Genomic DNA, 1,656 nt, shown 5'->3' with positions numbered 1-1,656 from the left:
ACTGTCTCAAAACTTGACAACTCTGTTGATAACCCCTGAGCCCACACTCAGTTCCGGCCCTTGTTTTCCGTATCTTTAAGTATGGAATACCAACAAGGAGAAGACCGTCAGCAGCTCACGCTTTACACCACCTGTCTCGATGACATGGTCCCACAGGACAATTCAGTGCGATTTATCGATCAGTTTGTAGAGAACATCAATCTACAGGACCTGGGATTTGAATCTTTGCCTTCCCAGGGAAGACCCCCGTATAACCCTGCGGATTTATTGAAACTTTACATTTATGGCTACATGAACCGCATGCGTTCTTCTCGGCAGCTGGAAAAAGAATGCCATCGCAACCTGGAAGTCATCTGGCTTTTGAAAAACCTAAAACCAGACCACAATACCATTGCCAGGTTCAGGAAGGACAACCCCAGGGCCATCAAGCGTGTGTTCCGGCACAGCGTTGAAATCGCCAAAAACTTCAACCTTATCGGAGGCATGTTGATTGCCGGGGATTCCACAAAGCTACGGGCCCAGAACAGCAAGAAGAACAATTACAACAAGAAGAAAATCAAACGCCATTTAGAATATATTGACAGGAAGCTAGAAGAACACAATGCAGCCCTTTCAACAGCTGATGGCGATGAAAGGGAGGAGTTGGCAAAACAAGTTGGGCTTAGAAAGCAACAACGCAAAAAATATGAACAGCTACAAAAGGAATTGGATAAAGATAAATCTTCCGAAAACCCCCAACTTTCCACCTCGGACCCCGACAGCAGACACCAGATTGTAAGGGGGACTATTACCGAAGTCTGCTATACCGCCCAAACCACCGTTGATGCAAAACACAAATTATTGCTTGACTACAAACTCACCAACCAAAACGACAAAAAAGCGATGGGCATGATGCTCAGGCGGGCCAAGTCCATCCTGCGGACCAATGGGTTTACCGCCCTTTACGACAAAGGCTACCACACCGGAAGCGAATTTAAGACAGCGGATGGGCTTGGAATAAAAACATTGGTGGCCATCCCGAACATCGGCAGAGCCAGTCAAGCCCCAAACCCAGCGTACAACTCCGAGAACTTTGTTTACAACAACGACACAGATACCTATACCTGTCCACAGGGAAATAAGCTCACCTCCAACCAGACGGAATATAAAGCCAGAAACTACCGATTTAAACAATACAAGACCAAGGCCTGTAAAACCTGTCCGGTGCGCAGCGAGTGCACCACCTCAAAAATCAATGGAAAGGTCATGCAGCGTTCTGAATTTACCCAAAACATACAAAACAACGCACGCCGTGTGGCTGAAAACCCTGAACTCTACAAACAGCGCCAGGCATTGGTCGAACACCCTTTTGGAACCCTGAAAAGGCAGTGGGGCTTTGATTATATACTGTCCAAAAAAGGAATCAAAAGAGCAGAAGCAGATTTTGGTTTTATGGCTCTGGCCTACAACCTAAAAAGAATGCTGAACCTGGGAGTTGGGCTCAAAGACCTAATCAAATATGCGCTGAATTGGCTTAATAAGCTGTTCTTTTTGCCCAAATCCGTCTTAGAAGCTCTTAAACTTCATTTTTACGGAAATGTGCTGTGGCGATTAAAAATGCTGTAAACAATGGGATTTTCTTATTTTTAAAAATTATATTGGTGGTTTTGAGACGGA

General features: G+C 45.3%; 1 protein-coding gene. It reads left to right on the top strand.

Annotated features, from left to right (window positions below; all coding sequences use genetic code 11):
* Positions 1 to 81 precede the first annotated feature (81 nt).
* Entirely contained in the window at positions 82 to 1,605 is a 1,524-nt protein-coding gene (locus F1E73_RS16875) for an IS1182 family transposase (protein WP_223883497.1), read from the top strand.
* Positions 1,606 to 1,656: the final 51 nt, after the last annotated feature.

Origin of the sequence: Arenibacter lacus, from assembly GCF_008711145.1 — a bacterium.
Lineage (GTDB): Bacteria > Bacteroidota > Bacteroidia > Flavobacteriales > Flavobacteriaceae > Arenibacter > Arenibacter amylolyticus.
This window is presented reverse-complemented; position numbering and strand designations above follow the sequence as displayed.